A 25,937-nucleotide genomic window follows, 5' to 3' on the forward strand; every position below is an offset into this window, starting at 1 on the left:
GAGGTAGGCGATCGCGCCGACGACGGCGGTGGTCAGCGCCGCGTAGAGCGACCGAAGTCAGCCAGCCGTCAGTTCTTGCGGTACTCCCACGGGCTGTCCACCGGGCGCAGCGTCTCCCAGTCCGAGGCCCGCCCGATCGCCGCAGCGAGCACCCCCGCGATCGTCGCCGCGTTGTGCAGCTTGCCCGCGAGCGCCAGCGCCGCGGCTTCCTCCAGCGGCACGGGGACGACGACCATGTCGGCCTCCTCGGCCTCCCGGGTGTGCAGCTCGTCGTCGGGCACCGGCGTGAGGTCGCGGGCCAGGTAGACGCGCACCGCCTCGTTGCTGCCGCCCGGCGTGGGCAGCAGGTCGAGCAGCACGTCCCAGGTGGCGGCGGACATGTCCGCCTCCTCGGCCAGCTCGCGGGCCGCCGCCACGTGCGGGTCCTCGCCGTCCAGGTCGAGCAGGCCGGCGGGCGCCTCCCAGAGGAACGCGCCGACAGGATGCCGGTACTGGCGCAGGAGCAGGACGTCGCCGTCGTCGTTCAGCGCCACCACGACCACCGCGCCCGGGTGGTCCACGTACTCCCTGCGGACGATCCCGCCCGCCTCGCCCAGGTCGACCTCGTCCGAGACCATGTCGACCACGAAGCCCTGGAACGGGACGTCCAGCCGACGCGCCGGGCGCGGGTCGATGACGTCCGTGACCTCGTCGCTGCTCATGCTCCCGCGGCCTGCTTCTCGAGCGCGGCCGCGATCAGGCCCGAGAACAGCGGGTGCGCGCGGGTGGGGCGCGACTTGAACTCGGGGTGCGCCTGCGTGGACACGTAGTACGGGTGCAGGTCGGCCTGGAGCTCGACGAACTCGACGAGCGACGAGTCGGGCGACGTGCCGGAGATCAGCAGGCCCGCCTCCTCCAGCTCGGCGCGGTAGGCGTTGTTCACCTCGTAACGGTGGCGGTGCCGCTCGGTCACCTTCTCGCTGCCGTACGCCTTGGCCACCACGGAGCCCGGGGCGAGCTGCGCCTCGTAGGCGCCCAGACGCATGGTGCCGCCCAGGTCCCCCTCACCGTCGACGATCGCCTTCTGCTCGATCATCGTCGCCACCACGGGGTGGCTGCTGTTCGGGTGGAACTCGGTCGACGACGCGTCCGCCCAGCCCAGCACGTTGCGCGCGTACTCGATGACCATCGACTGCAGGCCAAGGCAGATGCCGAGGGTCGGCACGAGGTTCTCGCGCGCCCAGCGCAGCGCCCCGACCTTGCCGTCGATGCCGCGCACGCCGAAGCCGCCGGGCACCAGGATCGCGTCGACACCCTCGAGGGAGGCCTGAGCGCCCTCCGGCGTCTGGCAGTCGTCGGCCGCGACCCAGCGGATGCCGACCTTCGCGTCGTTCGCGAAGCCGCCGGCCCGCAGCGCCTCGGTCACGGACAGGTACGCGTCGGGCAGGTCGATGTACTTGCCGACCAGCGCGACCTCGACGTTGTGCTCCGGCTCGTGCACGCGCTCCAGGAGCCGGCTCCAGCCGTCCCAGTCCACGTCGTGGAAGGGCATCCCGAGGCGGCGCACCACGTAGGCGTCCAGGCCCTCGGAGTGGATGACGCGCGGGATGTCGTAGATCGACGGGGCGTCGGCGCAGTTGATCACTGCCTCGGTGTCGACGTCGCACATCAGCGCGATCTTGTTCTTGATGCCCTGCGGCACCGCGCGGTCGGAGCGCAGCACGATCGCGTCCGGCTGGATGCCCACGGTGCGCAGCGCGGCGACGGAGTGCTGCGTCGGCTTGGTCTTCAGCTCGCCGGACGGGCCGATGTAGGGCACCAGCGACACGTGCAGGAAGAACACGTTGTCGCGGCCGAGCTCGTGCCGCACCTGACGCGCGGACTCGAGGAACGGCTGCGACTCGATGTCGCCGACCGTGCCGCCGATCTCGGTGATGATCACGTCGACGGCGTCGGAGGCCTGCTCGCGCATCCGGAACTTGATCTCGTCGGTGATGTGCGGGATGACCTGCACGGTGTCACCCAGGTACTCGCCGCGGCGCTCCTTCGCGATGACGCGGGAGTACACCTGGCCGGTCGTCACGTTGGACGAGGCAGGAAGCTCGATGTCGAGGAACCGCTCGTAGTGCCCGATGTCCAGGTCGGTCTCGGCACCGTCCTCGGTGACGAAGACCTCGCCGTGCTGGAACGGGTTCATCGTGCCGGGATCCACGTTGAGGTAGGGATCCAGCTTCTGCATCGTGACGCTGAGGCCACGTGAGCGCAGAAGTCGGCCGAGTGACGACGCCGTCAGACCCTTGCCGAGAGAGGACGCCACACCACCGGTGACGAAGATGTGCTTGGTCGGCGTGGAGGCGCCGGACCGCTGACGGGACTGGAGGCTGTTTCGGTGTTCGACCACGGAACTCCACCCTATCCGAGGTGCGGCGTGCTCGTGGTGTTAGAACCAGCACACGCGCTGAATCTGTCGGGGATCGTCGGTTTGATTCGGGTCGAGTCTGCCCCCGTCGAGCCCATCGCGCTCGCTGTGTCAGGACTTCCGGGAGAACTTCCCCCGCAGCCCGCCCAGACGCGGGCCGACGGCGGCACGCAGATCACGATCGAGCAGCACGGCGAGCAGGAGCGTGACGCACGCGGCCAGCAGACCGACGGTCAGCCCGAGGCCCAGCTCGACGGCGAACCCGCCCGCGTCAGGTGGCACCTCCGGGTGCGGCGCGGTCGCGAACCCGCCGAAGGGCATGCCCTGCGGCGACAGCCACGCGGGCACCGCCCATCCGACGGCTGCGCCGGCCCCCGTGGCCACCACGAGCACCAGCAGCGCCCGCCAGACGCCCCGCAGCGCGTCCGGGCCCAGGTGCCTGCGTACGGCCAGGAGCAGGCCCAGTCCGGCCACGATCATCCCGGCGGTTCCGACAGCCCCCAGGACCGCCATGACGTCGTTCCGCAGCGCGTAGTCGAAGCACCCCGGCGCGGCACAGCCCCTGTCCGCCGGTCGGCCGGCGAACAGCACCGGCAAGAGGGCAGCGCCCATCGCCGACACGCCCCACCCGCTCGCGGTGGCGATGACGGCGGCCCTGCCGTGGTCGACGGCGTACAGCGCCCGCGACAGGTGCAGGATCAGCGCGAAGCCGACGAGCCCCGGCGCCAGCGCGACGAGTCCGACGGCCATGCCTGGGGCGTCGCCCAGCACGATGACGTCGAAGACCCGCTCGACGTACGGCGCGGCGGCCATCAGCGCGGCGACACCGGCGGCCGTCACGAGCAGGAGGCTGCGGGTGGTGCGCGCGACGAGTGAACGCAGCTCGTCGAGGCGGCCTGCCGACGCGTGCTCCGCGAAGTGCGGGAACGCGCTGGTCGCGATGGGGAACGCGAGGACGGCGTACGGCAGCAGGTAGACCTGCTGGGCGTACAGGTAGACCGAGAGCGTGCCGTCGCCCCCCGCCGCGTTGGCCGCGCGCAGCGTCAGGAACACGGAGAGCTGCTGGACCACCAGGGCGCCCACGCCCGCGAACGCGAGGCGCGCGGCCCGGGGGCCCTCCCCCGACGGGAACCGCAGCGTGGGCCGCAGCCGCAGCCCGGTGCGCCACACGGGCACGACGAGCGGTAGCGCCAGGAACAGGACGCCGACCGTCGTCCCCCATGCCAGCCACTCCAGCGCCCGGCCGGACAGCTCGGCGACCTGCCGCTGGTCACCGTTCGCCAGCGCGCCGAAGACCGCGTAGACCACGATCACGACGAGGCTGGAGATCAGCGGCGCGAAGGACGGCCAGAAGAACCGCTTGTGGGCCTGCAGGATGCCGCCCAGCACGACGGCCAGGCCGTAGAGCGGCACCTGCACGGCGAACACGCGCAGGAAGGCCGTGGCGACGTCCACGTCCACCGGATCGGTCAGGCCGGTCAGGCCGATGATCGGGCGCGCCAGGAGCGCCATCAGCCCGGCCAGCGGCACCAGCACCACCAGCGTCCAGCCCAGGAGCGCGGAGGCGATCCTCGACGCCTGCTCCTTCGAGGCGGCGGTTCCGTCGGCCGTGAACGCCGCCCGGCTCAGCGGCCCGGCGAGCAGCGGCACGACGGCGCCGGCGAGCGCACCGCCAGCGGCCACCTCGAACAGCAGGTTGGGCAGCTGGTTGGCGGAGTTGAAGACCGTACCGACGCCGTCGGACCCGAGCCATGCACCCTGCCCGAGCCAGCGGCCGAAACCGACGACGCGGCTCGCGAGGGTGACGACGGTGACGAGCAGCGCGGCGCTCGCCAGGGTTCTGACGCGACTCACGCGCCCGGGGAACCCATGGGGTCGGAGGCAGAGGTCGACCGCACGCCGCTCCCGCTGGTCGGCTCCGGGGCGACCAGCGGTGCCGGCTCGACCGGCCGCCTACCGAGCATGTCGATCTTGTTCAGCCACTCGTTCCCCGCGATGACCTTGGAGAAGCTGACCTTCTCGGAGGCCAGCATCAGCCCGACCACACCCGCGAGCGCCGTCCACCGCACCGCGCGGGACGTGCCGAACGCGATCTGGCTGCCGACGAGCGCGCCGAGCGCGTTGGCGCCGCCGTCGCCCAGCATGTCCTGCTCCCCCAGGTCACCGGGGGCCGCCGCCGCCGCGGCGCCGAGCACGGCGCCCGTGGCGCCCGCGCCGCCCAGCATGAACGGGAGGCTCGCGGCCGCACCGGCCTTGAGCGCCCGGCCGGGGCGCAGGTCGAACAGGTTGATCAGGTTCGCGGTGCCCCCGATGAGCGCGCCGTTGAGCCCGACGTCGACCAGGTGCCCGAACGCGCTGCCCGTGCGGCGCGTACCCACAGCCGAAGCGAGGAGCGCGGAGCCCGAGATGCCGAGCACCTTGAGCCCGCCGGTCGTCAGGCGGCCCTCCAGGAGGGCGCCGAGGTGGCCCCGCAGGCCCTTGGTGCGCACCGATGTGTCCTCGGCGAGGTCGTCCACCAGGCCGAAGGCACCCGCGGCGGCCGTGGCGAACGCCGTCGCCCCGGGGGCGTTGCCGCCCCCGACCGCCGCGCCTGCCACGAGACCAACGGTGACCGCCGGACCCTCCAGCAGGCTGATCGGTTCGCCGCGATGGTTGGTCCGCGTCCACGTGCTGGCGCCGCCGAGGCGGCCCTCCGCGACCTTCTCGTCCAGCTTGCGGCGCGCGAACGCCGTCGCGGCTCCGGCGAGAATGCCAGCGGCGATGAACCTGCCTGCACCCATGACTACCCCTTGGTCTGTGTCGGCCAGTACGGCAACGATCAGTACGTCAACGAATCACTACGTCAGCAAGCTATTCGGCGCCGACCACCGGCGGTATGACGGCCGTGGCGTCGTCCTCGAAGCCGTACTGGCCGACGATGTCGTCCAGCCGCGCCGCGACCGCGAGCGGCACGTTGATGCGCCCCACGAGCCGGTCGATGCCGCTCACCGTGGTGACCTCGGCGGCGATGTCCTCGTCGTCGCGCACGGCCTGCACGGTGTCACCGGGCTCGTCGGTCGGCCCGGCGAGCACGGCCGCTCCGGACACCTCCTGGGCGGCGCGGGTCACGGAGGTCCACACGTCAGGAGTGGGCTCCGCCGCCTCGGTGGCACCGTCGGTCGTCGCCTGCGGCTGTGCGGCCGAACCCACGAGCAGCACGAGCGCCTGGGCGGGCTCCGTCTGCTCGTCGCCCGCCTCGATGAAGCCGAAGCGCTCCAGCTGTACCTCGAGGTCCATCGCCTGCGCGCTCCGCTCGGCACCGTTCTCGGTTCCGGTGAGCGCGAGCGCCAGCGCCGCGCCGAGGGTCTCGCTCGCGTCCTCACTCTCGGGGGCTGCCGCGCCCAGGTTGGCGCGCAGACCGCCGGCGACGGTCTCGCGGGACGTCTCCTCGGCGGCGTCGGTCCAGGACTCGGTGAGCACGGAGTTCGACACGACGTCGGCGCCCGCCGTGGTGAGCTGGTTCAGCACGCCGTCGGCCTCGTCCTGCGGGACCTCACCGAGCTGCACGATCGCGACCCGCTGGTCCTGGAGCGCGCCCGTGACGAGCTGTGCGCCCGCCGCCTCGATGAAGCGCTCGTCGCCGTCGAGAGCGGTCTGCGTGGCGTCCAGCTCGGTGCGCAGGTCGGTGCGCTCGGCACGCAGCGCGTCCACCTGTTCCGTCAGGGTCTCGCCGATCGCGCCCTGCAGCGGGCCGGCGCCGAGGATGATGCCGACGGCGAGCGCGAGGAAGACGGAGATGAGCGAGACGAGGTGGTATCGGAAGTCGATCACGGTACGGAGGAGTCCTTAGGCATGTCCCGGGCGGTGAGAGCCCGGCATCAGGTCGGGGCGGCAGCAGGTCGGGGAGCGGGCTCCCGACCGGTCAGCCGCCGAAGAGGCGGCTGATCCAGGACACGACGTCGTCGATGCGTGCCCCGATCAGCCCGAAGAAGGTCTGGCCCGCCGAGGTCGAGGCCAGCGCCGCGAGCACCGCCGCGACACCCGCGCCGGACAGCAGCGTGAGCTGGGTGTTGGAGATCCGCGTGCGGTAGAGCCGCGAGACGCCCTTGGCGTCCACGAGCTTGCCACCGACGCGCAGCCGGGTGAGGAAGGTGGAGGCCATGCCGGAGCGCCCCTTGTCGAGGAACTCGACGAGCGTGGCGTGCGTGCCGACGGCGACGATGAGCTCGGCACCCTTGTCGTCGGCGAGGAGCATGGTGATGTCCTCGCTGGTACCCGTGGCGGGAAAGACCACCGGCTCCACGCCGAGCGCCTTCACGCGCTCCAGACCCGGTGCCTTGCCGTCGCGGTAGGCGTGCACGACGATCTCCGCGCCGCAGGCCAGGGCCCGGTCGGAGACGGAGTCCATGTCGCCGACGATCATGTCGGGCTGCCAGCCCTCGTCGAGGATCGCGTCCGCGCCGCCGTCCACGCCGATCAGGACGGGCCGGTTCTCCCGGATGTAGGACCGCAGCAGCGCGAGGTCCTCCCGGTAGTGGTAGCCGCGCACCACGATCAGCACGTGGCGGCCCTCGATGGAGGTACGGATGTCGGGCACGCCCACACCGTCGAGCAGGAGGTCCCGCTCGCGGCGCAGGTACGTCATGGTGTTCTCGGCGAACCGCTCGATCTCGGCGGACAGCCCCTCGCGGGCGGCCGCCTGGTCCGCGGCCACCGTCTCCGGCGTCTGGTAGGTGCCCTTGGCCACCATCTCACCGTCGACGTAGATCTCGTTGCCGACGATCTGGACGTCGGCCCGCTCGTCGAGCGCCATGATCACCGGGCCGAGGCCGTCCACCAGGACGATCCCTGCCTCGATCAGGATGTTCGGGCCCGTGTTGGGGTAGCGGCCGGAGGTCGACGGCGCCGCGTTCAGCACCGCGACGGGCGCAGCGGATACCAGGGCGTCCGCGGCGACACGGTCGATGTCCACGTGGTCGATCACGGCGACGTCGCCGCTGTTCAGCCGGGACGTGAGCTCCTTGGTGCGGGCTCCGATCCGGGCAGGCCCGTGCACCGTGGCCTGCGTCGTCGCCAGGGACTGCGCCGCGGCGCTCTTCGCTGCGCTCTTCTCGGCGCGCTTCTCGGGTCGGGAGATCAGCTTCATCCGCTCTATCGTCCCACGACCGAGGACTCCAGGAGCTCCAGCGCGTGGGTACGCGCCGTCTCCGAGTCGTCCTGGCCGGACAGCATGCGCGCCAGCTCCCGGACCCGCGCGTCGGCGGTGACCTCGCGCACGCCCGTAACCGTGATCATTCCGTCATCTTCACCCTGTGCGCCGGCTTCGCCGTCGGAGCTCTTGGTGACCACGAGGTGCGCGTCGGCGAACGCCGCGACCTGCGCGAGGTGGGTCACCACGACCACCTGGGTGCTGCGACCGAGCTGCGCCAGACGGCGGCCCACCTCGACCGCCGCCCGGCCGCCCACGCCGGCATCGACCTCGTCGAACACGAACGTGCTCCGGGGGGTGTCGGCGGTGCGCGCCGCGGCGGCGCCACCGGACGTCGCCAGCGCGACCTCGAGCGCGAGCATGACGCGCGAGAGCTCACCGCCGGACGCGCCCTTGCCCAGCGGCCGCTCCGGCGCGCCCGGGTGGGGCACGAGCAGGAAGGTGACCTGGTCCGCGCCGAACGGCCCCGGCTGGTCGAGCGGTTCCACCTGGACCACGAGGTGGGCGCCGCCCATCGCGAGGCCGTGCAGCTCGTTGGTCACCGCCTCTGCGAGGTGGGACGCGCCGCGGGTGCGCTCGGCCGTGAGGATCTCGGAGAGCCTGGCCAGCTCGCCGTCCAGCTCGGTCACGCGGTCGCGCATCGAGACGAGGCGGTCGCCGCCGTCGTCCAGGTCGAGCAGACGCAGGCCGGCGTCGCTCGCCCACTGCAGCACGTCGTCGATCGTCTCGCCGTAGGAGCGCGTGAGGGCGTTCAGCTCGGCCATGCGGTTGTGCGCGGTCTCCAGCCCGGCCGGGTCGGCCTGCAGGTCGTCGACGTACGCGGCGACATCGGTCGCGACGTCGGACAGCAGGTAGCCCACCTCGGCGAACCGGGTGGCGAGCGCGCCGAGCGCGGCGTCGGAGTGGGCGGCGGCGTCCAGGGCGCGGCGGGCCCGCTCCACGAGGGCTATCGCGTTCTCGCGCGCGCCGTCGGCGTCCTCGCCCGCCACGGCCTCGTGCGCCTCGGTGGCCGCGGTGCGCAGGGCCTCGGCGTTGGACAGACGCTCGATCTGAGCCTGCAGCTCGGCGTCCTCACCCGTCACCGGGTCCACCCGCTCGATCTCCTCCAGGCCGATGCGCAGCAGCTCGACCTCGCGCGCCCGCTCGGCGCCGCGCGCCTCGAGGTCGGCGATCTCGGCGAGGAGCCCGCCGCGTTCGGTCCAGGCGGTGCGGTACGAGGCCAGCACGCGCTGGTGTGCCGGGCCGACGAACGTGTCCAGGGCGTCGCGCTGCTTGGCCGACGTGCGCAGCCGCAGCTGGTCCGACTGGCCGTGCACCGTGAACAGGTCCTCGGCGATCTCCGCGAGCACACCCTGCGGTACGGCGCGGCCGCCCAGGTGGGCACGCGACCGGCCGTCGGCGATGGTGCGCAGGATGACGACGGTCCCGTCGTCCTCCACCTCGCCGCCCGCATCGGAGACCCGGCTCAGCACCGCGTCGCGGCCGGAGACGCGCACGCGGCCCTCGACAGCCGCCGACGACGCCCCCGGGCGCACCGACTGCGGGTCCGCCTTGGCACCCATGAGCAGGTTGAGACCCGTGAGCACCATCGTCTTGCCCGCACCCGTCTCACCCGTGATGACGGTCAGGCCGTCGGACAGGGGTACCCGGGCCGAGCGGATGACGCCCAGGTTCTCGATAGCGATCTCCTCGAGCACCGGACTCCTTAATTCTCTGGTGTGGTGTCGGCTGGGTCAGAAGGTACATCCTGCACCTCGGCGTGACCTGACCCGACACGGTCCCGCCACCCCGAGACGGGCAGGCTGAACTTCGACACGAGACGGTCCGCGAACGGCGCGTTCGACAGCCGTGCGAGCCGCACCGTACCGCCTTGCCGCACCACGACGCGAGACCCGCGGGGCAGCCGGATCTCCCGCCGGCCGTCGCAGGTCAGCACTCCTTCGACCGTCGACTGGGGCAGCACGTCGACCGTGTACCGCGACCGCGGCCCGATCACCAGCGGCCGCGCGAACAGGGCGTGCGCGGACAGCGGCACCATGAGCACTGCGTCGACGTCGGGCCAGATCACCGGGCCGCCGCCCGAGAAGGCGTGGGCCGTGGAGCCCGTAGCGGTGGCCATGATCACGCCGTCGCAGCCGAACGAGAGCAGCGGACGGCCGTCCACGCCGATGGCGACCTCGAGCATGCGGTCGCGCGTGGCCTTCTCGACCGTCGCCTCGTTCAGCGCCCAGCCGACCACCGGCTCCGCCGTGCCCGGCAGATGCACCGTGACCTCGACGGTCGCCCGCTCCTCCACCTCGTAGTCGCGGGCCGCGAGCCGCTGGACGGCGGCGCGCAGGTCCTCCCGCTCCGACTCGGCGAGGAAGCCCACGTGCCCCAGGTTCACGCCGAGCAGGGGCACGTCGGTACCCCGGGTCAGCTCCGCCGCACGCAGGATGGTGCCGTCGCCCCCGAGCACCATCACCGCCTCGGACCGGTGCACACCCTCACGGACCCGGTTCGCGGCCATGTGGTCGCCGAACTCCTCCGCGAGCGCGTCGTCGTGCAGCGTCGCCTCGAAACCCGCCGCCTTCAGCTCACGCAAGGCCTCGGCCAGCGCCGCGACCGCCCGAGGGCGTCCGCCATGCGTCACGATCAGCACGCGCCTGGTCACGGCTGCCGCTCCTTCTGCTCGTCGTTCTGCTGGTCGTGGTGCTGCGGCTCCCGGACGACGACGGCCGGCGGCACGGGCGGCGGGCCGGCTACCGCACCCGGCTCGCTCGGCGCCCCCGCCGCGGGGTCCCAGGCGACGGCCTGCGCCACGGCCTCGTCGATCGCACCGGCGGTCCCGGCGGGCCCCGTCGACACCAGCCAGAGGAAGAACTCACGGTTGCCGTTCGGACCCGGCAACGAGCTCGGCACTACCGCGCGGACCCGCAGGCCCGCCTCCTCGGCAGCACGGGCGACCGACTCCACCGCGTCACGATGCAGAGCCGGGTCGCGCACGACCCCGCCCGAGCCGAGCCGCTCCCTTCCTACCTCGAACTGCGGCTTGACCAGCAGCAGCGCGTGCGTGTCCGGACCCGCGACCCGGGCCACGGCGGGCAGGACCTTCCGCAACGAGATGAAGGAGAGATCCGCGACGACGACGTCCGGTATCCGCTCGAGGTCTCCCGGCGTCAGGTCGCGCGCGTTGAACCCCTCCACGACCGTGACACGCGGATCTTCCCGCAGCTGGGGCACGATCTGGTCGTGGCCGACGTCGATGGCGAGGACGTGTCCCGCGCCACGCCGCAGGAGCACGTCGGTGAAACCGCCGGTCGAAGCGCCGAGGTCGACGCACCAGGCACCGTTGACCACCAAGCCTGCCGCGATGGCGTCCAGCGCGTCGAGCGCCCCGGCGAGCTTGAGCCCCGCACGGGAGGCGTACTCGTACTCGGTGTACTCCCCGCCCGACACCTCGATCGTCTCGCCGGCGGCGACCAGCGCCGACGGCTTGGCGACCGCACGGCCACCTGCCACCACCCGCCCGGCGGCTATCAGCTCGGCCGCGTGCTTGCGCGACCGCGCCAGACCACGCCGCACCAGCTCGGCGTCGACACGCCCCTGACCCGCACCTGTCGTCATGGTCACAGGGCGGCGTCACCGCTCAGGTGGGCCTGCAACGCGTCGTGCACTGCCTCGAACCGGGCGACGTGCTCCGCCGGCGGCAGGTCGTCGAGCCCGTCGAGCGCGTCGAGCGCACTCCGGACGCCCGCGTCGGGATCGGCCGGGCCGCCCGAAGGTTCCTCGGTCTCGTAGAACTGTTCCATCCTGCGTCAACGCTCCACTGTGCTCGTCCGTGCCCGTCGGCTTCCTGTCGCGCCGTGCTTCGGGCCGTCTGCCTGCTGCCACACACGGTACCTGCCGCCTCCGACAGAACCCTGGAGGAATCGGCCGGGTTCTGTCGCAGACCCTCAGCAGAAGGCCTACCTCTGCCGGGTGTGTTGCTCTGCGTAGACGTTGTCTACGCAGAGCAACACACCTCGAATTCGTACTGTCGCCCCCGAAGGGGTCCGTCCGCGCCCTCGGATCAGGCGACGAGCTCAGGGACCGTCGCCGGATCCACGGTCTCTCCCGCGTCGACGGCAGACCACGCAGCGGCGCACGCGGCGCGCACCAGGTCGATACCCGACCCGTCGAGCCGCAGCCCGCCGTCGGCCACCTGCGCCGACGCGCCCCCGCACACGTACCAGCCGTCCGTGAGGACCGGCGCCGGGTGCGTTTCCAGCAGCGCGCGCAGGTCAGCCCCCAGGAACGACGGGCGCTCACCCGGAATCGCGAGCACCGCGTCGCGCGCCGTCGAGACGCCCGTCAGCACGTGCAGCCCCGGATACCCGCCACCGCGCGCACCCCCGAGGTCGGTGTCGAGCCGGTCCCCGATCACCAGCGGCCGGCTCGCCCCCGCCCGCTCGACCGCGAGCCGGTACATGGTCGGCGACGGCTTGCCTGCACTGTCCGGCGTCACACCCGTCGCCGACACCACCGCACCCACCAGGGCACCGTTCCCCGGCGCGAAACCACGCGCCGTCGGGAGCGACAGGTCCAGGTTGCTCGCCACGTGCCACGCACCGGCACCCACCGCGTAGGCGGCCTCGGCAAGCTCTGCCCAGCCCACCTCCGGCGAGTACCCCTGCGCGACGGCGTCCGGCTTGTCGTCCGCCGACCCCACCACCGTGAAGCCCGCCGACCGCACCGCCGTCACCAGGCCCTTCCCGCCCACGACCAGGACCTTCGCCCCCGGGTCGAGCCTGGTGGTGAGCAGCGCGGCACACGCCTGCGCCGCCGTCATCACCTCGTCCGGACCCGTCGGGATGTCCAGACCCGTGAGCTGGCCGGCGACGTCCTCCGGCTCGCGCGACGCGTTGTTCGTCACGAACAGCAGGCGCATCCCGCCCGAGCGCGCGGCGGCGAGGCTCGCCGCCGCGTGCTCGATCGGCAGGTGCCCCTTGTACGCCACGCCGTCCAGGTCGACGAGCGCAAGGTCGTACGCAGCGGCGAGCGGGGTCGCGCTCGCCAGCAGGCCGGCGCTCGCGGTCACGCCTTCTCCTGCCCGACGTCGGACCGGTCGCCCTCGGCGGCCGGCTCACCCTCGGTGTCGCTCACCTCGGGTGCGGGAGCCGCGTCGTCGGTGTCCGGGCGGTCGTCCGTCGGGTCGCCGGCCTCTGCGGCCTGCGCCTCCGCGGACTCCTCGTCCGACTCAGGATCGCTCGGCTCGTCGACGGCGTCCGCCTCGGGCTCGTCCTGATCCTCTTCGGGCTTCTCCGCGGGCTCCTCGTCGGACTCGTCCTCGTCCGCTCCGGGCTCGTCGGGTGAGTCGGCGGAATCCGCCGAGTCAGCCGAGTCGCCAGAGTCAGCCGAGTCGCCTGAGTCCGCAGAATCCGGGGAGTCCGCGGACTCGTCGTCGGAGTCCTCGTCATCGTCCTCGTCCGGGTCGTCCGACCCCGCAGCGTCCTCGTCGTCCGAGTCCTCAGGCTCCTCGCCCGCGCCGTCCGACGTGTCCTTCGCGAATTCCTCCGGATGCTCGGCCGCGTACTCCTCCTCGGCGAGCGCCGCGTCCTCCTCGACGTCGAACACGGTGATGTCCTCGTCGAACGCCTCGGCGCCGATGGCACGCTCGAGCGCCTTGCTGTCCACGGTCTTCAGCAGCGCAACTGCTTCGTCGACACGGCCGGCCGCCTCGAGCGCCAGGGCGCGCGCCTGCACGACCCGGAGCCCCGAGTCGCCCTTGGCGTCCTCCGGGGCGATCTTGTCGAGCACCGCCAGCGCGGCGTCGTGCTCACCCAGGTCGGAACGTGCGCCGCTCGCGACGATCGCGAGCTCCACGCGACCCATCGCGTCGAGCGAGGCGGCCTCGTCCGACGCCGCCAGGGCGAGGGCGCGCTCCGGACGGCCGAGCCCGCGTTCGGCGTCGGCCATGATCGGCAGGTGCTCCGACGAGCCGTTCAGCCGGCGGACGGTGCGCAGCTCGCGCAGCGCCTCCGCGTACCGGTTGGTGTGGTACGCCGCCAGGCCCGCGGCCTCGCGCACGATGTCGATCCGACCCGCACCACGCAGCGCCGCCTGGGCGTGCTCGTAGGCGCGCTCGGGGTCGACGTCGATCATCCTTCCGGCCATCAGCAGGTGCAGACCGACGTACTCGGCGTGGTCCTTGCTCAGCCCGCGCAGGCGCGAACGCACCTCGCGGTCGAGCTGGCTGAACTCGACGTCCTCGGCGATCTCCGGCTCCGGAGGCCGCGGGGCTCGCTCCTCGCGCTCGTCCCGGACGGCCGTGCGCGGACGGTCGTTGGACGGACGGTGCGGACGGTCGGTGCCACGGTCGTCACGTCGCGCGGGACGGTCGCCGTCCTTCGCGCGGAACGGGCGAGCGGCCCGGTCGTCGCGACCGCGGCTGTCGCGGGCGCCCCTGTCGTCGCGGTCGCCGAACGAGCGGCGCGGACGGTCGTCCTCCCGGCGGGCCGGACGGTCGGTGCCCCGGTCGTCACGGCGGACCGGACGGTCGCCGTCGGTGCGACGGGGACGGTCGTCCTCGCGGCGGGCGGGACGGCCGGCCCCACGGTCCTCGAAGCTACGGCGCGGACGCTCGTCACGGTCCCCGAACGAAGGACGGGCGGGACGATCGTCGCGGCGAGCCGGACGGTCCGTGCCACGGTCGTCGCGCCGCGGACGGTCGGTACCCCGGTCCTCGAACGAGCGACGCGGACGGTCGTCGTCCCGGCGTGCCGGACGCTCGTCGTCCCGACGCACGGGACGGCTGCCCCCACGGTCCTCGAAGCTACGGCGCGGACGCTCGTCGCGGTCCCCGAACGAAGGACGGGCGGGACGCTCGTTGTCGCGACGGACCGGACGGTCCGTGCCACGGTCGTCACGGCGCGGGCGCTCGGCGCCCCGGTCCTCGAACGAACGGCGCGGACGGTCGTCGTCCCGGCGTGCCGGACGCTCGTCGTCCCGACGCACGGGACGGCTGCCCCCACGGTCCTCGAAGCCACGGCGCGGACGCTCGTCACGGTCCCCGAAGGAACGGCGCGGGGCGTCGTCCCGGCGCGCGGGACGGTCGTCGTCCCGGCGCAGCGGGCGGTCGTGCTCACGACGCACGGGCCGCTCACCGTCACGACGTACCGGACGGTCTCCGCCACGGCTGTCACCACGGTTGTCCCGGTCCTCGAAGGACCGGCGCGGTCGGTCGCCGTCGTTACCGCGGTACGGGGGGCGATCGGTGCGGGCGCCGCGGTCGCTGCCGCCGCCCCGGTTGTCCCGGTCGCCGTAGGAACGGCGGGGACGGTCGTCATCGCTGCGCCGAGGCGCGCGGTCGCCGGCCCCGCGGTCGTCCTGCCGGGGACGGTCGGTGCCGCGGTCGTCGCGGCGGGGACGGTCGGTACCCCGGTCCTCGTACGGTCGGCGCGGGCGGTCGGCACCGCGGTCGTCGCGCCGAGGGCCGTCACTGCCACGAGGGCCGTCGAACCGGCGGCCCCGGTCACCACCGCGCTCTCCGCCGCGGTCGTCGCGACGCGGCCCCCGGCCTTCGTTGCGACTGCCGCCTGTGCGCTCGCCACGGCGGTCGCCCTCGCGGTCGTTCCCCTGGTCACGGGGCGTTTCGTTCACGGTGTTCCCTTCGATGACAGATGCTCGCTCATTCTCCCATGCGAGCGGCCGTCTCCCGGGGTCGAACTGCTGTGACGTGCGCGGCCGACGTCGTCCGATATGCGCTCACACCCGTGCCGGGACCACCTCCGGGTTGTACGCGTCGGTCTTTCGCAGCATCCAGGTCGCCGCCAGGACAAGAGCCGCGACCACCACGAGCAGCACGACGGTGCCCGCGTTGAACCCGAAGCCGAAGATCCACAGGTATCCGATGCCACCTGTCGCGAGGCAGTAGTACGTCATCGGCAGGATCGTCTTGCGGATCAGGTCGCCCTCGCGCCCGAGCAGGCCGACCGTCGCCGCGGCGGCGACCACGTTGTGCACCGCCACCATGTTGCCGGCAGCACCGCCGACCGCCTGCAGCGCGGCCACGGTCTCGGGCGACGCCGCGCCGATGCCGAGCCCGGTGTTGAACTGGAAGAGCGCGAACATCATGTTGGACACGGTGTTCGATCCGGCGACGAACGCGCCGAGCGCGCCGATGAACGGCGAGACGATCGGCCAGCCCTGACCGGCGAGGTCGGCGGCGGCCTGGGCGAGCGTGATGGGCATCGAGTCGAGCCCTGCGGCGTTGAAGTCCGGTCCGGAGTTGATGAAGATCCGCACCAGCGGCACCGCGCACAGGAGCGCGAACGCCGCGCCGCCGAGCTGCCCGCCTGCGACCTTCCACGACGCCTTGATCTGCTCGCCCTTCATGCCGTGCAGCACGTAGGTGACGAGGCAGGCGAGCAGGAAGATCGCGCCCGGCGAGTACAGGAGGTCCAGGTTCTGGCTGATGCCGGTGCCGAAGATGTTCGGCACCTCCACGATCGCGGACCCGGTCAGGAACTCCTTGATCGCCGGGACGTTCCGGGTGACCAGCAGCAGCGCCGCGACGATCACGTACGGCGACCAGGCCCGGGCCATCGACATGTTGCGGGTGAGCGCCGCCGCTTCCTTCGTGGGGTCCACCGTGCCCATCCAGCGGTCGCTCCAGCGCTCACGCGGCGGGAAGTCCCACACGTCCTTGGGCATGAGGAAGCCCTTCGAGGACGTGAACATCACGAGCACCAGCCCGAGGAATCCGCCGAGCATCGAGGGGAACTCCGGCCCGAGCACGTACGCCACGGTCACGTACGGCACGATCATCGCGAGCGCCGCGTAGATCGCGAACGGCGCGACGGCCAGCCCCGAGCGGAACGACTGCTTCTCGCCGTAGAACCCGCACATCATGGTGACCAGGATGAGCGGCACCAGGATGCCCACTATCGCGTGGATGGTCGCCACCTGGGTAGCGGTGTGCGCGATGAAGCCGAGCTGGTCCAGCCCCAGCGCGTCGGCCCGCGCCTGGACCTCCGGCGCCAGCGCGCCGGAGGTGTCCGCCAGCCCCGTCCCGAGCCCGGTCAGCATCGGCGTACCGACGGCGCCGAAGCTCACCGGGGTGGACTGGATGATGAGCCCGGCCATGACGGCGGCAGCGGCGGGGAAGCCGAGAGCCAGCAGCAGCGGTGCGACGACGGCAGCGGGCGTGCCGAACCCTGCGGCACCCTCGATGAACGACCCGAACAGCCAGGCGATGATGATCACCTGGACCCTCCGGTCGGGGCTGATCGTGGTGAAGCCCGCGCGGATCGTCTGCAGCGCGCCGCTCTTGGTGAGGGTCTCGAGCATGAGCAGCGCGCCGAAGATGATCCAGAGCAGCCCGACGGCGATCAGCAGCCCCTGCACGATGGACGCGCTCACCGCGACCAGCGACATCTTCCACGCGAACAGGGCGACGACCACCACCACCGCGAGGCCGACGGGCATCGCCGTCCGCGCGGGCCAGCGGAAGCCGAGCAGCAGCGTTCCTACGACGAGGATCGGGAGGAGGGCGAGCAGGGCGAGGACGCCGAGGTTGTCCATGGTGACTCCAGTCCGGCCACACTGCCGGGTCGGGTGCGCTGGAATTTTCGCATGTCGGAACTATCAGTCCACTCGGCGACAAACGTAGCAGTCGCCCCGGGCAAATGGGAGTACCCGAATCGCCAGGGACCTGCCCAACGGTTCCTTGGTGACGGCCGTCCTACCGGGTAAGGCCCCTGAGGCCGGCCATCAACAAGACGAAAGTAGTTGATCGGATCATGAGATTCACCCGAAGATCGGCCGCCGCCTGGGCGGCCGTCACCTGTGCCGCAGGCATGGTCGCGGCCGGCGGGGTCGCCCTTCCTGCCGCGTCCGCCACGAGCAGCCCGGGTCCCCTCGTCGTCGAACGGGTACCCACCGAGGTGCTCGCCTCGGCCAAGGCGCTCGCCGACGCGGGTCTTGGCACCGCTGTCGACGCCCACCTGGCCGGCGACAACCTGTTCGTCGAGGTCAGCACGGCCGCCGGCCGCCGCGTCTACTGGCGGCCCGTCGACGGCACGAACGCCACCTGGTCCAACACGTGGGGCGGCCGCACCCTGACCGGCGACCTGCTCGCGTCGGAGCACGACGTGCTGCTGCTCGACGTCGGCAGCACCGACGTGCTCGCCTGGTCACGCGACGGCGGCGGCAGCCGCACCGTGTCGGAGGGCACCGTGCTCGGCCGCGGCGCGCAGCGTGTGGCCTACGGGAGCGGCAACCCCGTCACGCAGGGGGTGACCGGTGGTGAACGGGTCCCGGTCCAGCCCGCGAACGAGTCGGACTGGTACTTCCCCAGCATCGCGGACGGGTTCGCCATCACCGGCGACGCGCTGTACGCGGTCGACAAGAACATGACCAAGACGGTCGAGCGCTGGCACGGCCCGACCGGAGAGGTCACCAGGGGTACCGGCGGCGACCCGTGCGGCTCGGTCCCGGGAGCCTCCGGCCTGCACGTCGAGGACGCGCGCGGCCGCTTCGCGCTCGCCACGTGCACGGGCGGCGTCGTCGGCGTCACCGCGGACAGTGCCGGCGTGTACGACGACATCACGCTCGCCGTCGGCATGGAGCGCACCGGCACGCCTCCGCAGCTGGGCGAGGGCTTCGTGCTCGGTGTCTCCACCACCACGGGCGACCTCCTCGCCGCACCGTCCCTCGGTGGTTCGCCGGGGACGCTCGGGAAGGCCAGGGCTTTCGATCTGGACGACACCGGTACCCGCGTCGTGCTCGTGGACGGCGCCGGTTCCGTGCGCATCGCGCGCAACCTGCAGGCGTGGACGTCCGAGCCGGCCACGGAGATCGTGGACCACGCGGCGCCGGTGACGCAGGAAGTGGGGCCCATGTACCGACCTCCGGTCCTTCCCGACACCGCGGCGATCTCGGCGATCGTCTTCGGCAGTGACCGCGCCACGCCGCCGTTCCGGGCATCGGGCAAGGCGTTGCACGAGGCGCGCTACCGCATTCGCCTGGCGGGCGAGACCCAGTTCAGCGCCTGGAAGCCGGTCCCTCCTGGCAACCCACCGAACTATCCGGCGCCGTCACGCATCTGCTGGACGGGCCGCATCACCGACAACGCCGGCAACGTAGGCGCGTGGAACACGAACCAGACCTGTGTGGACACGGTCGGTACCACCAACCAGGTGGAGTCCCTTCCGCTGCCGTCGGCCGTCAAGGCGGATGCCGACGGCACGACGACCGTGCCGTACGAGTACCGCGGCGTGAACGGGGAGTACCTGGTCGACTCCGAGGTGCGCTACCGCTGGTTCGTCCCGGGGCAGACACCACCCAGCTGGACCGTCCAGAACTACGGGAGCGGCAGCGAGGTGGTGTACTTCCCCCTGCGGAACGTCCCGACCGGCTACCAGGTCTGCTTCCAGGCCCGCGGCTACGACGCCGACGGGTCGGCGTCGAAGTGGATGGCCAGGCAGTGCACCTTCGTGGACCCGAACCTGCGCTAGCCGAGCACTTCCTCCGGTCCGGCACCACGCAGCGACGCGTCCAGCACGAGCACCATGTGCGCCGTGGGCATCTCGCGACCCTGCCGGGTCAGGGCATCGGTGATCTGGAGCAGGCAGCCAGGGTTGGACGTCACCAGGAGCTGGGCACCGGTCGCCGCGACGTTCGCGGCCTTCCGGTCGCCCAGCTCCCGCGCGGGCTCGGGGTTCGTCAGGTTGTAAATGCCCGCCGACCCGCAGCACATGTCCCCCTCGGCGATCTCCTTGACCACGAGGCCGGGGATCGTGGCGAGCACCGCGCGCGGCTGCGCCTTCACACCCTGAGCGTGCCGCAGGTGGCAGGCATCGTGGTACGCCACGGTCATCGGCAGCGGGTGCCGCGGCGCCACGGGCTCGAGCTCCGCCAGCACCTCCGAGATGTCGCGGGTCTTCGCGGCGAACTCCGCCGCTCGCTCCGCGTACCGGGGGTCGTCCGCCAGCAGGTGCGCGTAGTCCTTCATGGTGGAGCCGCACCCCGCCGAGTTCGCGACTATCCGTTCAACGCCCGCCGCCGAGAACGTGTCGATGAGCGCCCGCGCGTAGCCGAGCCCCTCCGCCTCACGACCGGCGTGCACGGACAGCGCGCCGCAGCACCCCTGGTCCGGCGGCACGACGACCTCGCACCCCTCCGCCGCCAGCACCCGCGCCGTCGCGGCGTTCACCCCCGGGTAGAACTCACGCTGCACACAGCCGAGCAGCATCCCGACGGTCATCCGCTGCGCGCCGACGGCGGGCACCAGCGCCGGTACCGGGATCCGCGGACCGACGGGCGGCGCGATGGCCTCCATCGTGGCCAGCGTCGGGGACACGCGCGCGAGCACCGGCCGCACCAGCCGCGACAGGCCCGAGCGCTGGTAGAGCGCGAGGAGCGGCCGGATCAGCCGGAGCCGCTCCGGCCGGGGGAACAGCGCGAAGATCGCCGACCGCAGCAGCCGCTGCCCCCGCGTCCGGTGCTCGGCGCCGCGCCGCTCGACCTGCTGCCGGGTCGCCTCGACCAGCTTGTCGTACTGCACGCCCGACGGGCAGGCGGTCACGCACGCCATGCAGCCGAGACAGGCGTCGACGTGCTGCACCAGCGACGACGACATCGGCTCACCCTCGAGCCCTTCCTTCATCAGGTAGATCCGGCCGCGCGGCGAGTCCATCTCCTCGCCCCACAGCGAGTACGTCGGACAGGCCGGCAGGCAGAACCCGCAGTGCACGCAGTCGTCCACCAGCTCACGAGCCGGCGGATGGTGCTCGTCGAAGGCCCCCGCCCCGCCGAACGAGCCGAGCAGATCCGGCTTCGGGTCCGTCATCAGATACCTCCCACGAATCGGCCTGGCGCAAGGTTGCGCCCCGGATCGAGCTGCTGCTTGATCGCGCGCATGAGGTCGAGCCCGCCCACCGGCCCCCACACGTCCAGCTCCGCACGCACCTCGCGCGACGCACGCAGGACGATCACGGTCCCGTCGCGCGGATCGGTCGCGGCACCCCGCAGGTGTCCGACGGCGGCGGCCGTGGCCCCCGGCGTCCCGGTCACCACCGTGTGCAGGACCCCGGCGGCGCTCCCCCGCAGCGCCACGCCGACGCCGTACCGCTGCTCGGCATCCCGGGCCGCCGCCAACAGCCGGGCCACGCCGACCAGGGTCGCGGTCGCCTTGGCATAGGTGCCACCACCACTGGTCGAGCCCTCACCGCTGGTCGAGCCTGTCGAGACCCCCGGCACCGCCGCCCACCACCCGGGCGCCTGTGCCTGCACCCGCCCACCCAGCACGTCGGCGACAGCCGCGGCCCGCTGCCCCACCGCGTTCCCCGTGCCCTCGACCAGCACCGCCACCTCCGCGACGTCGCTCCCCGCCGGCCGGTCGATCTCCACCGCGGCGGGCGCGAGCTGCGACGCGACGACCTCGCGAGCCCGCACGGCGACGTCCGCCAGCGGGCCGGTGGCCACGACATACGCCCGGTCAGGCCGGGCCGGGTGCAACCGGAACGCGGCCCGCACCACGACGCCCAACGTGCCGTACGCGCCGGTCAGCAGCTTGGCCAGGTCGTACCCGGCGACATTCTTGACGACCTTGCCACCCGACGACGCGATGGTGCCGTCGGCGAGCACGACGGTGGCCCCGAGCACCAGGTCCCGGATCCCGCCCCGCTGCAGGCGGCGCGGCCCGGACGCTCCGGTCGACAGTGCCCCGCCCACGGTGGAGCCCCCGGCGAGCCGTTCCGGCGGCAGGTCCACCACGAGCTCCTGCGCCGCGGCCCGGACCGCCCTCGACAGCTCCGCCACCGGCAGCCCCGCCTCGGCGACCACCACGAGGTCGCCCGCGCCGTGCTCCACCAGCCGGTCCAGACCCGTCGTGTCCAGGATCAGGTCCACCCGCTCGGGCGGCGCGCCCCAGTCCAGGGCGGTCGCCGCACCGCGCGCGACCGTCACCAGGCCCTGCGCGGTCGCCTCGCGCAGCACGGCGGCCACGCCGTCGGCCGACGTCGGCCGGGCGACCGCGACCGCAGGCACGCCGTCGACGGCATCCGCCGGACCCGCCTCCTCGACCTGGCCTCCGTCCTGCTTCAGCGCGTCCTCGAGCCGCTGCAGGTCCGCCATCAAAAGTCCTCCGCCACGCCGGACTCCGCGAGCGGATGCGCACCCCGGCGCCGGCCGGGCTGGTCCCCGCACAACCGCGGCGTAGGGAACACCTTGCCGGGGTTGGCGATGCCGTCCGGGTCGAAGGCGCACCGCACGGCCTGCATGGTGTCGAGGTCCTCGGCGGTGAACATGCGCGGCATGTGACTCGCCTTGTCCGCGCCCACACCGTGCTCACCGGTGATGGAGCCGCCGTGCTCCAGGCACAGGTCGAGGATCCCGCCGGCCACGGCCTCGGCCCGCTCGACCGCGCCCTCCACCGAACCGTCGAACAGCACGAGGGGGTGCAGGTTGCCGTCACCCGCATGGAACACGTTCGCGACCCGCACGTCGGCCGCCTCGCAGAGGGCCGCGATCTGACGCAGCACCAACGGCAGCGCGGTCCGCGGGATCACGCCGTCCTGGACGATGTAGTCAGGGCTGATCCGGCCCACCGCGGCGAACGCGGACTTGCGGCCCTTCCAGATCAGGGCCCGCTCGTCGTCGTCGGCCGCGACCCGCACCTCGAACGACCCCGCTTCCTCGCACAGGCGCACCACGTCGTCGAACTCGCCCGCCACGTCGGACGACGGCCCGTCCAGCTCGACCACGAGCACCGCACCCGCGCCGGCCGGGTAGTTGCAGTGCACCGCCGCCTCGGCGGCCTCGATCGCGAGGGCGTCCATCATCTCGATGGCGGCGGGGATCACCCCGGCGGCGATGATCGCCGAGGTGGCGGCGCCGGCGTCGTCCATGGAGCGAAAGGCCGCCAGCAGGGTCCGCACCTCCTGCGGCAGCCGGGTCAGGCGCACGGTGGCCGAGGTGACGATGCCGAGCGTGCCCTCGCTGCCCACCAGCGCGCCGAGCAGGTCGTATCCGGGCGGGTCCGGCGCCTTGCCGCCGATCTCCACCTGTTCCCCGGCGGGCGTCACCAGGTCCAGGCCCGTGACGTGGTTGGTGGTGAAGCCGTACTTGAGACAGTGCGCGCCGCCCGAGTTCTCGGCGATGTTCCCGCCGATCGAGCAGATGGACTGGCTGGAGGGGTCTGGCGCGAAGTAGTACCCGTCCGGGCTGGTCGCGGCAGTGAGCTGGAGATTGATCACCCCCGGGTCGACGACGGCCCGCTGGTTGTCGACGTCCGCCTCCCGGATGCTCCGCATCTGCGACATCACCACGAGCACACCCTCGGAGTGCGGCAGCGCCCCGCCCGACAGCCCCGTACCCGAACCTCGCGCGACGAACGGCACCGAGTGCCGCGCGCACGCTCGCACCGCGGTAGCGACGTCGTCGGGCCCCTGGGCCAGGACCACGACGCCCGGGATCACCCGGTAGACCGCGAGCCCGTCGCACTCGTACGTACGACGCCGCTGCCGGTCCGTGATCACCCGCTCCTCGCCCAGCGCGTCAACAAGCTCGGCAATCACGACGTCAAGCCCCACGACAACGTTCTCGGACAAGGGCAACCTCCTCGTTGCGGCCACTACTGCTCCGTTGAGTGCTGGGTACTTGCCCTCCGGAGGCGGTCCGAAGGACAGATATCCAGCACTCAACGGGTCGGTCAGGGCATTCGGGCGTATGCCGGGAGAGTCAGGAAGTCCGCGTAGTCGTCCGCCACCGCCACCTCGAGAAACGTCTGCTTCGCCTCCTCGTAGTCTGCCGCGTCGCCGGGCAGCTTGGCGATCTCTTCCTCGACGATCTGGTCGATCAGCTCGCGCGTGACCTGGTGGCCGGTGTCGGCGAGCGTCACGTCGTTGTGCAGCCACTGCCACACCTGCGACCTGGAGATCTCCGCCGTGGCGGCGTCCTCCATGAGGTTGAAGATCGCGACGGCGCCGAGCCCGCCGAGCCACGCCTTGAGGTACTGGATCCCCACCGAGATGTTGCTCCGCAGCCCGGCCTCGGTGACGTCCCCCGGGGTGCTCGCGACGTCGAGCAGCTGCGCCGCGGTGACCTGGACCTCCTCGCGGGTGCGATCGATCTGGTTCGGCCTGTCGCCGAGCACCGAGGTGAACACCTCCGTGCAGAGGTCCACCATGCCGGGGTGCGCGACCCAGGACCCGTCGAACCCGTCGTTCGCCTCGCGGGTCTTGTCGTCGCGGACCTTCGCGAACGCGGCCTCGTTGACCGCCTCGTCGCGGCTGGGGATGAACGCGGCCATGCCGCCGATCGCGTGCGCGCCGCGCGTGTGGCAGGTCTTGACGAGCAGCTCGGTGTAGGCCCGCATGAACGGAACGGTCATGGTGACGGCGTTGCGGTCGGGCAGCATGAATTCCGTGCCGCGGGTCCGGAACGACTTGATGACCGAGAACATGAAGTCCCAGCGCCCGGCGTTCAGGCCGGAGCTGTGCTCCCGGAGCTCGTAGAGGATCTCCTCCATCTCGAAGGCCGCGGGATACGTCTCGATGAGCACGGTGGCGCGGATGGTGCCCTGCGGGATGCCGAGAAGGTCCTGCGCCAGCACGAAAGCATCGTTCCAGAGCCGCGCCTCCAGGTGTGACTCCATCTTCGGGAGATAGAAGTACGGTCCCTGGCCCTTCTCGATCTGCCGCAGGCCGGCGGTCGCGAGGTACAGCGCGAAGTCCACCAGGCTGCCCGAGACCGGCCGGCCGTCGACCAGGATGTGCTTCTCCGGCAGGTGCCAGCCGCGCGGGCGCACGATAATCGTGGCCAGCTCCGCGTCCGGCTTCAGCGCGTAGTGCTTGCCGTTCTCGCCGGTGAAGTCGATGGTGCGGTTGATCGCGTCGAGCAGGTTGAGCTGTCCGCCGACGACCGCGCTCCACTGCGGGGTGTTGGCGTCCTCGTGGTCCGCGAGCCATGCCTTGGCGCCGGAGTTGAGCGCGTTGATGGTCATCTTGCGGTCGGTGGGGCCGGTGATCTCACACCTGCGGTCCGCGATCCCGGGTGCCGGCGGGGCGACGCGCCAGGTCGGGTCCTCGCGGATGTGCCGCGTCTCGGGGAGGAAGTCCAGCGTGCCGCCCGCCGCAAGGTCCGCGACTCGCCTCGACCGAGCGTCGAGCAGCTCGAGCCGCCGGTCGTCCAGGGCCCGGTGCAGGACGGCGACCAGCTCCAGCGCGCGGGGAGTGAGCACCTCCTCCGCGCGGGGTGCGATGTCGCCGGTGATCATGAGGCCGTCTGGAGTATCCACGTGTCTTCCCTCGGTCGAGTGGTTGAAGCCGCCTCGCCAATTCCACGATGCGGAAACCAAATACTTCCTAGTGAAAACACTAGGTGCCCGATGGCGAGGGGTCAACGCGTACTCAACCGTCAGCGAGTTCCGCCCCGATGTCCCGCGCGACCTCGTGCAGCACCGGCACTGCTCGATCGCCGAACTCGAACGACACCCGCGCCGCAGGGCCGGACACCGACAGCGCCGTAGGCACGGGCGCCCCAGGGACGATGACGGCGAAGCACCGGACGCCGATCTCCTGCTCGCCGTCGTCCACGGCATAGCCGCGTTCGCGCGCCTCCGCCGCCGCGGCCAGGAGCGCCCCGATGTCGGTGAGGGTCCGGTCGGTAGCGGGGGCAAGGCCGGCCCGCGCCACGATGTCGCGCACTGCCGCATCGGGCAGCTCGCTCAGCAGCGCCTTGCCGACGCCGGTGCTGTGCAGGTGCACACGCCGCCCCACCTCGGTGAACATGCGCATGGAGTGCGACGACGCCGCCTGAGCCACGTACACGGCCATCTCCCCGTCGAGCATGGCCAGGTTCGCGGTCTCACCCAGCTCCCGAGCGATCCGCTGCAGATGGCGCCGGGCACCCGCCCCGAGTTGCCGGCCCGCCGACTCGCCGAGGCGAATCATCCGCGCACCGAGCGCATAGCGTCGCGAGGGAAGCCGCCGCGCGTAACCACGGGCGACGAGGGTACGCATCAACCGGTGAATGGTCGGCAGGGGCAGTCCCGACTGCTCCGAGAGCTCGCTCAGGCCGGCATCACCGCCGACCTCCGCCAGAATCTCGAGCAGATCGAGTGCTCGCTCGACCGACTGCACGCCAGACTCTGCCACGTCACCCTCCCGATCGGAACGCCGGAGCTACCGGCTCACGGAAGCAGCATTCCATAACGCGGAACGGGGGGTCGGTAGCACGCCGGCCGAAGTCGCCTGGCTGTCCGGGAGGGTTCTGGGATGCGGGAAGGGTTCTGGAAATGCAGGAAGGGGGTGGAGCCCGCACTCACCCTGACGGGCTCGTGCTGGCTCCACCCCCTCCTGGGAATGGTTGTCCGGCGGCGTCCTACTC

General features: G+C 72.2%; 20 protein-coding genes. 2 read left to right on the forward strand and 18 right to left on the reverse strand.

Annotation, left to right across the window (positions count from 1 at the left end):
• Window positions 1-68: 68 nt before the first annotated feature.
• From AB0I32_RS25775 to AB0I32_RS25830, 12 genes are all read right to left on the reverse strand, one after another.
• Complete coding sequence (locus AB0I32_RS25775) at window positions 69-701, reverse strand: NUDIX hydrolase (RefSeq protein WP_357455968.1); 633 nt, start codon at window positions 699-701, stop codon at window positions 69-71.
• On the reverse strand, window positions 698-2,380 hold the full coding sequence (locus tag AB0I32_RS25780; RefSeq protein ID WP_357511307.1) for a CTP synthase: 1,683 nt from the start codon (window positions 2,378-2,380) through the stop codon (window positions 698-700). Before AB0I32_RS25780 ends, AB0I32_RS25775 begins: the two co-directional genes overlap by 4 nt.
• A gap of 129 nt (window positions 2,381-2,509) precedes the next feature.
• Window positions 2,510-4,252, reverse strand: coding sequence for a lipid II flippase MurJ (locus AB0I32_RS25785; RefSeq protein WP_357511309.1), 1,743 nt, complete (start codon window positions 4,250-4,252; stop codon window positions 2,510-2,512).
• Window positions 4,249-5,178, reverse strand: coding sequence for a hypothetical protein (locus AB0I32_RS25790; RefSeq protein WP_357511311.1), 930 nt, complete (start codon window positions 5,176-5,178; stop codon window positions 4,249-4,251). The genes AB0I32_RS25785 and AB0I32_RS25790 overlap by 4 nt, the downstream gene beginning before the upstream one ends.
• A 70-nt stretch (window positions 5,179-5,248) precedes the next feature.
• Complete coding sequence (locus AB0I32_RS25795; protein ID WP_357511313.1) at window positions 5,249-6,208, reverse strand: copper transporter; 960 nt, start codon at window positions 6,206-6,208, stop codon at window positions 5,249-5,251.
• Window positions 6,209-6,299: 91 nt separating this feature from the next.
• The gene (gene steA / locus AB0I32_RS25800) at window positions 6,300-7,523 is read right to left on the reverse strand and encodes a putative cytokinetic ring protein SteA (RefSeq protein ID WP_357511315.1); all 1,224 of its coding nucleotides are present in this window, start codon (window positions 7,521-7,523) and stop codon (window positions 6,300-6,302) included.
• A gap of 5 nt (window positions 7,524-7,528) precedes the next feature.
• Window positions 7,529-9,283, reverse strand: coding sequence for a DNA repair protein RecN (gene recN / locus AB0I32_RS25805; RefSeq protein ID WP_357511317.1), 1,755 nt, complete (start codon window positions 9,281-9,283; stop codon window positions 7,529-7,531).
• A gap of 8 nt (window positions 9,284-9,291) precedes the next feature.
• Complete coding sequence (locus tag AB0I32_RS25810) at window positions 9,292-10,239, reverse strand: NAD kinase (protein WP_357511319.1); 948 nt, start codon at window positions 10,237-10,239, stop codon at window positions 9,292-9,294.
• A complete protein-coding gene (locus AB0I32_RS25815; protein WP_357511321.1) occupies window positions 10,236-11,192 on the reverse strand; it encodes a TlyA family RNA methyltransferase in 957 nt (318 codons plus the stop codon). Before AB0I32_RS25815 ends, AB0I32_RS25810 begins: the two co-directional genes overlap by 4 nt.
• A gap of 2 nt (window positions 11,193-11,194) precedes the next feature.
• Entirely contained in the window at window positions 11,195-11,377 is a 183-nt protein-coding gene (locus tag AB0I32_RS25820) for a hypothetical protein (RefSeq protein WP_357511323.1), read from the reverse strand.
• A gap of 260 nt (window positions 11,378-11,637) precedes the next feature.
• Window positions 11,638-12,645 carry an HAD hydrolase-like protein gene (locus tag AB0I32_RS25825; RefSeq protein WP_357511325.1) on the reverse strand — a complete coding sequence of 336 codons (1,008 nt, stop codon included), beginning with the start codon at window positions 12,643-12,645 and terminating at the stop codon, window positions 11,638-11,640.
• A complete protein-coding gene (locus AB0I32_RS25830; RefSeq protein WP_357511327.1) occupies window positions 12,642-13,784 on the reverse strand; it encodes a hypothetical protein in 1,143 nt (380 codons plus the stop codon). Before AB0I32_RS25830 ends, AB0I32_RS25825 begins: the two co-directional genes overlap by 4 nt.
• Here AB0I32_RS25830 and AB0I32_RS25835 point away from each other — a divergent pair.
• Window positions 13,728-15,281 carry a hypothetical protein gene (locus AB0I32_RS25835; RefSeq protein ID WP_357511329.1) on the forward strand — a complete coding sequence of 518 codons (1,554 nt, stop codon included), beginning with the start codon at window positions 13,728-13,730 and terminating at the stop codon, window positions 15,279-15,281. The two genes, AB0I32_RS25830 and AB0I32_RS25835, sit on opposite strands and share 57 nt — an antisense overlap.
• A 30-nt stretch (window positions 15,282-15,311) precedes the next feature.
• On the opposite strand, the gene AB0I32_RS25840 is transcribed toward AB0I32_RS25835, so the two are convergent.
• Window positions 15,312-17,129 (reverse strand): L-lactate permease, encoded by a 1,818-nt coding sequence (locus AB0I32_RS25840; protein ID WP_357511331.1) that lies wholly within the window; start codon window positions 17,127-17,129, stop codon window positions 15,312-15,314.
• A 218-nt stretch (window positions 17,130-17,347) separates the two neighbouring features.
• Here AB0I32_RS25840 and AB0I32_RS25845 point away from each other — a divergent pair, with 218 nt between their 5' ends.
• Window positions 17,348-19,063 (forward strand): hypothetical protein, encoded by a 1,716-nt coding sequence (locus tag AB0I32_RS25845; protein ID WP_357511333.1) that lies wholly within the window; start codon window positions 17,348-17,350, stop codon window positions 19,061-19,063.
• Here the strand turns inward: AB0I32_RS25845 and glcF are convergent.
• The 5 genes from glcF to AB0I32_RS25870 all read right to left on the reverse strand — a co-directional run bounded on the left by glcF (window position 19,060) and on the right by AB0I32_RS25870 (window position 25,705).
• The gene (glcF, locus tag AB0I32_RS25850) at window positions 19,060-20,397 is read right to left on the reverse strand and encodes a glycolate oxidase subunit GlcF (RefSeq protein WP_357511335.1); all 1,338 of its coding nucleotides are present in this window, start codon (window positions 20,395-20,397) and stop codon (window positions 19,060-19,062) included. The two genes, AB0I32_RS25845 and glcF, sit on opposite strands and share 4 nt — an antisense overlap.
• The gene (locus AB0I32_RS25855; RefSeq protein ID WP_357511337.1) at window positions 20,397-21,683 is read right to left on the reverse strand and encodes an FAD-binding oxidoreductase; all 1,287 of its coding nucleotides are present in this window, start codon (window positions 21,681-21,683) and stop codon (window positions 20,397-20,399) included. Before AB0I32_RS25855 ends, glcF begins: the two co-directional genes overlap by 1 nt.
• Window positions 21,683-23,140, reverse strand: a complete 1,458-nt coding sequence (locus AB0I32_RS25860) for an FAD-linked oxidase C-terminal domain-containing protein (protein ID WP_357511341.1) — start codon at window positions 23,138-23,140, stop codon at window positions 21,683-21,685. The genes AB0I32_RS25855 and AB0I32_RS25860 overlap by 1 nt, the downstream gene beginning before the upstream one ends.
• A gap of 119 nt (window positions 23,141-23,259) precedes the next feature.
• A complete protein-coding gene (gene aceB / locus AB0I32_RS25865; RefSeq protein ID WP_357511343.1) occupies window positions 23,260-24,825 on the reverse strand; it encodes a malate synthase A in 1,566 nt (521 codons plus the stop codon).
• Between the two features lie 133 nt (window positions 24,826-24,958).
• A complete protein-coding gene (locus tag AB0I32_RS25870) occupies window positions 24,959-25,705 on the reverse strand; it encodes an IclR family transcriptional regulator (protein WP_357511339.1) in 747 nt (248 codons plus the stop codon).
• Window positions 25,706-25,937 lie beyond the last annotated feature (232 nt).

Source organism: Promicromonospora sp. NPDC050249 (assembly GCF_040656015.1).
Lineage (GTDB): Bacteria > Actinomycetota > Actinomycetes > Actinomycetales > Cellulomonadaceae > Promicromonospora.

Excerpts from the sequence above, each read along its gene's own strand:
- steA (WP_357511315.1), bottom strand. The coding sequence starts at position 7,523 with ATGAAGCTGATCTCCCGACCCGAGAAGCGCGCCGAGAAGAGCGCAGCG.
- AB0I32_RS25775 (WP_357455968.1), bottom strand. The coding sequence starts at position 701 with ATGAGCAGCGACGAGGTCACGGACGTCATCGACCCGCGCCCGGCGCGT.
- AB0I32_RS25840 (WP_357511331.1), bottom strand. The coding sequence starts at position 17,129 with ATGGACAACCTCGGCGTCCTCGCCCTGCTCGCCCTCCTCCCGATCCTC.
- AB0I32_RS25820 (WP_357511323.1), bottom strand. The coding sequence starts at position 11,377 with ATGGAACAGTTCTACGAGACCGAGGAACCTTCGGGCGGCCCGGCCGAT.
- AB0I32_RS25845 (WP_357511333.1), top strand. The coding sequence starts at position 17,348 with ATGAGATTCACCCGAAGATCGGCCGCCGCCTGGGCGGCCGTCACCTGT.
- glcF (WP_357511335.1), bottom strand. The coding sequence starts at position 20,397 with ATGACGGACCCGAAGCCGGATCTGCTCGGCTCGTTCGGCGGGGCGGGG.
- AB0I32_RS25855 (WP_357511337.1), bottom strand. The coding sequence starts at position 21,683 with ATGGCGGACCTGCAGCGGCTCGAGGACGCGCTGAAGCAGGACGGAGGC.
- AB0I32_RS25815 (WP_357511321.1), bottom strand. The coding sequence starts at position 11,192 with ATGACGACAGGTGCGGGTCAGGGGCGTGTCGACGCCGAGCTGGTGCGG.
- AB0I32_RS25790 (WP_357511311.1), bottom strand. The coding sequence starts at position 5,178 with ATGGGTGCAGGCAGGTTCATCGCCGCTGGCATTCTCGCCGGAGCCGCG.
- aceB (WP_357511343.1), bottom strand. The coding sequence starts at position 24,825 with ATGATCACCGGCGACATCGCACCCCGCGCGGAGGAGGTGCTCACTCCC.